This is a genomic window from Curtobacterium sp. A7_M15 (assembly GCF_030705415.1).
Classification (GTDB): Bacteria; Actinomycetota; Actinomycetes; order Actinomycetales; family Microbacteriaceae; genus Curtobacterium.
In genome coordinates this window covers 1-3559 of record NZ_JAUZED010000185.1, presented here as the reverse complement: position 1 = coordinate 3559, position 3559 = coordinate 1, and the positions used below count along the sequence as shown (strand labels likewise).

The 3559-nt window shown below is 70.6% G+C and carries 5 protein-coding genes and 1 tRNA gene; 4 read left to right on the top strand and 2 right to left on the bottom strand.

Annotated features, from left to right (window positions below):
• Positions 1-44 precede the first annotated feature (44 nt).
• On the bottom strand, positions 45-515 hold the full coding sequence (gene bcp, locus Q7F20_RS18095) for a thioredoxin-dependent thiol peroxidase (protein ID WP_305741448.1): 471 nt from the start codon (positions 513-515) through the stop codon (positions 45-47).
• Positions 516-608: 93 nt separating this feature from the next.
• Between bcp and Q7F20_RS18090 the strand changes: the two genes are divergently transcribed.
• Positions 609-684 (top strand) — tRNA-Lys (locus Q7F20_RS18090).
• A gap of 104 nt (positions 685-788) precedes the next feature.
• On the opposite strand, the gene Q7F20_RS18085 is transcribed toward Q7F20_RS18090, so the two are convergent.
• Positions 789-1439 carry a YigZ family protein gene (locus Q7F20_RS18085; RefSeq protein ID WP_305741447.1) on the bottom strand — a complete coding sequence of 217 codons (651 nt, stop codon included), beginning with the start codon at positions 1437-1439 and terminating at the stop codon, positions 789-791.
• Between the two features lie 84 nt (positions 1440-1523).
• On the opposite strand from Q7F20_RS18085, the gene Q7F20_RS18080 reads away from it, so the two are divergent.
• The 3 genes from Q7F20_RS18080 to Q7F20_RS18070 are packed head-to-tail and all read left to right on the top strand — an operon-like array spanning position 1524 to position 3351.
• The gene (locus tag Q7F20_RS18080; protein WP_070419521.1) at positions 1524-1964 is read left to right on the top strand and encodes a hypothetical protein; all 441 of its coding nucleotides are present in this window, start codon (positions 1524-1526) and stop codon (positions 1962-1964) included.
• Positions 1961-2428, top strand: a complete 468-nt coding sequence (locus Q7F20_RS18075; RefSeq protein ID WP_305741446.1) for an ImmA/IrrE family metallo-endopeptidase — start codon at positions 1961-1963, stop codon at positions 2426-2428. The genes Q7F20_RS18080 and Q7F20_RS18075 overlap by 4 nt, the downstream gene beginning before the upstream one ends.
• Complete coding sequence (locus tag Q7F20_RS18070) at positions 2425-3351, top strand: hypothetical protein (protein WP_305741445.1); 927 nt, start codon at positions 2425-2427, stop codon at positions 3349-3351. The genes Q7F20_RS18075 and Q7F20_RS18070 overlap by 4 nt, the downstream gene beginning before the upstream one ends.
• Positions 3352-3559: the final 208 nt, after the last annotated feature.

Here is a 3559-nt window from a genome sequence, read left to right as displayed (position 1 = left end):
CGGTGCCAGCTGGCACCGCGCCTCCCGTCCCGTCCTGGTCGGGTCTAGACCAGGCCCAGCTTCTTCCGCAGGCTCGCCACGTGTCCCGTCGCCTTGACGTTGTACAGGGGGAGCTGCACGGTGCCGTCCTCGTCGACGACGATCGTCGACCGGATCGTGCCGGTGACGATCTTCCCGTAGTTGTTCTTCTCGCCCCACGCGCCGTACGCCTTGTGCACGGCGAGGTCGGGGTCGCTCAGCAGGGGGAAGGTCAGCGCCTGTTCGTGCTGGAACCTCTGCAGTGCCGGCAGGTCGTCCTTCGAGACCCCGAGCACCTCGTAGCCGGCGGCCTGGAGCGACGACATGTTGTCGCGGAAGTCGCACGCCTCGGTGGTGCACCCCGGCGTCGACGCCGCCGGGTAGAAGTACACGATGACCTTCCGGCCACGCAGGGCCGAGAGCGAGTGCTCGGTGCCGTCCTGGTCCGGCAGGGTGAAGTCGGGGGCGGTGTCGCCGGCGGCGAGACGGTCGGTCATGGGGCTCCTGTTCGTGGTCCGTGCCCCGAGTGGTCAAGAGCACGCGAAACCCATGCTATTGTTGTTTCCCGTTGCAGCAGCGAAGCGCAACATGCACCTCTAGCTCAATTGGCAGAGCAACTGACTCTTAATCAGTGGGTTCTCGGTTCAAGTCCGAGGGGGTGCACCAGCAAGGCCCCGGCTCATCGAGTCGGGGCCTTCGTCGTTCCCGGCCTGTGGTGCGGCGGCAGGGGACACGCCCGGAGTGCGATCCGGCGTGGAATCGCGTGCGGATCAGTCGATGGGGACGTCGACCACGCGCTCCTCACCGGCCACGGGGTCGAGGGCCCCCGCCGAGGCCGCGGCGAGGTCGGCTCGCAGCGGTTCGACGCCGTCGCCCGGCACCCAGAGCTCGAAGGTCGCGGCCGCGCCGTACGCGGGGTCGCCGAGCACGGCACCGTGGTGTCCCACCCAGTCGCGCAGCACGTTGTCGATCCGGCCGGCGTCGGCGTGCGGGACGTCGACGGTCACCCGGGTCAGCGCGCGTCGGCGGACGAGCGTCGCCCGGTCGAGCGCCTCGGAGACCGAGGTCGAGTAGGCGCGGACGAGACCGCCGGCGCCGAGCTTCACGCCCCCGAAGTACCGCGTGACGATCGCGACGACGTCGGTCAGCTCGCGGCGTCGGAGCACCTCGAGCATCGGGACACCGGCGGTCCCGGAGGGTTCACCGTCGTCGTTCGACCGAGCCTGGTCACCGAGCACCCCGGTCACCATGGCGGTGCAGTTGTGCCGGGCGTCCCAACGGCGGCGGCGGACCTCGGCGATCACCCGGTCGGCATCGGCGACCCCGGACACCGGTGCCACGGTCGTGATGAAGCGCGACTTGGTGATCACGATCTCTTGCTCGACCCCCGCGGCGATCGTGGACGGGTACGCGGTGCTCACACCACCGAGGCTAGCGAGGTCCTCGTCGGTGGCTCGCGCTAGCATGTCCTGCACGACGTGCGGCTGGGGAGGAGTCCGATCGACATGGCGACAGCAGATCCGAGGGGTGGCGTGCTCGACGCCGCGGAACTCGCGCGCCGGCTGAACCTCCTCCTCGACTTCGAGGAAGCGCAGCGCGGTGCCCCCGTCCCGTTCGCCGCGATCGAGGAGTACGTGGCGGCCCAGGGCGGCTCGCTGTCCCGCGCGAAGTGGACGTACATGCTCTCCGGCGACGGGCGTCGCAACCGTGACACCGGTCTGCTCCGGCTGCTCGCGGGCTTCTTCGAGGTCGACGAGCGCTTCCTGCTCGAGGACAGCGACGTCCCCGAGCGCATCGGCGCCCAGCTCGCACTCGTCCGTTCCCTCCGATCGGCGCGTGTCAGCGGGTTCGCCGCCCGGACCTTCCCCGGTGAGCTCTCGCCCGAGGCGCTCCGTCGCATCGCCGAGGTGCTCGAGGAGGAATCGGCACGGGGGAGCGTCGCATGAGCGCGCCGACGGACCTCGTCGAGGCGTTCTGGGCTCGCGGCGCGGCAGAGGGGTGGTCCGACGTCGACCAGGCCGTGTCCGCCGCGGCCGAGGTGGTCGGCAAGCCCATCGTCGTCCGTGAAGAAGCCTTCCTCGCCGCCGAGCCCGTGTGCGGCTTCGTGGCGACGCTCGAACGGCAGCACCTGGTGATGATCTCGCCGACGGCCTCGCAGACGTTCCGGTCGTTCGTCATCGGCCACGAACTCGGACACATCCTGCACCGCCACCAGGACCACGCACCGCAGGCGGCGTACATCCGCGACGTCATCCCGGACCTGCCGGAGTACAAGGTCGAGCGGGCGCTCGCCCGCGGGCTGTTCTCGAACGAGTACGAGCACGAGGCCGAGGTCTTCGCCGACCGGCTCGCCGGGCTCATCCGCGGACACCGCGATCGTCCGAGTGCGTTCCGCGGGGTGTTCGGGTGATCGTCTCCCTCGTCCAGGCGCTGCTCCTGATCGCGGGCACGATCACGCTGTTCGTCCTCCAGCGCGGGCAGGACCGCACGCTCGCGGTCACGTTCCTGTTGTTCGCCGCGACGATCGTCACCAACGTCGACCCGCTGTACCTGTGGCTCGACCCGCTGTTCGGCGGGTTCAACGTCGTCACCGTGATCAGCGACTGCCTGATGGTCGCGGGCACGAGCACCCTGCTCTGGGGCGTGGCGAAGGCCGTCGGTGCCGCACGACCGTGGCTCCGGAACGCGATCGTCGCGACGTGCGCGGTCGTGGTCATAGTGGTGATCGTGGCGTTCACCGTGCTCGACAAGCCGGCCACGACGACGACCTTCATGCTCGCCGCCGGGTCGCACCCCGCGGCGACGGTCTACTCGATCGCGCAGACCGTCTACCTGGGGGTGGCCCTCGGCGCCACCGGCCTCATCTGCGTGCTGCGCCTGCGTGAGGCGCGCACCACCACCGACCTCGTCGGGCTGTGGGTCCTGGTGCTCGGCGGGCTCCTCGGTGTCGTGCGGATGGTCGTCGTCGTGGTGATGGACCTCGCGCACGTCCTGGGTGACCTCGCCCTGACCCGCGCACTCGCGCTGCCCTACGACGTCACGACGCCGGGTGCGGTGATCTGCGTGTCCTCGGGCATGCTCCTGCTCGTCATCGGCCACCAGGTCTGGCGTTGCCGGCGTACCCGCCGGGTGGAGACCGCGCTGCGAGCGCTGGCGCCGTTGCACGCCCGCATCGGCACCGACAACGCCTACCCCGACTCCGGCGACCCGGCCACGCGGCTCAGTCGGCTCATCGTCGAGATCAACGACGGTGCGCGACGAGATCGGCAGTCGCTCAGCGAGTCGGAGCGGCGGGCGCTGGCCGACGCCGAGGCAGCGCTCGACGCCGCCTGATCGCCGGTCGTTACCAGAACGGGACATCGATCCCACTGGATGGGTCGACGTCGTCCGGGGTCCCGTGTAGGGTTTGTAGCAGTTGCTACACATGCTGTGGCATCCCGGGGTGGGACTCGGCCGCGTTGGGGGCGGCCGAGCACCACCGCCTCCGGCGCCTCCTGTTCCGCAGCGGCCGGCCCGCGCCCCGCGGCCCGCGGGGCGCCCC

Bases quoted from the DNA above. Each gene is read 5' to 3' on its own strand.
- bcp (WP_305741448.1), bottom strand. From the start codon at position 515: ATGACCGACCGTCTCGCCGCCGGCGACACCGCCCCCGACTTCACCCTG.
- Q7F20_RS18080 (WP_070419521.1), top strand. From the start codon at position 1,524: ATGGCGACAGCAGATCCGAGGGGTGGCGTGCTCGACGCCGCGGAACTC.
- Q7F20_RS18075 (WP_305741446.1), top strand. From the start codon at position 1,961: ATGAGCGCGCCGACGGACCTCGTCGAGGCGTTCTGGGCTCGCGGCGCG.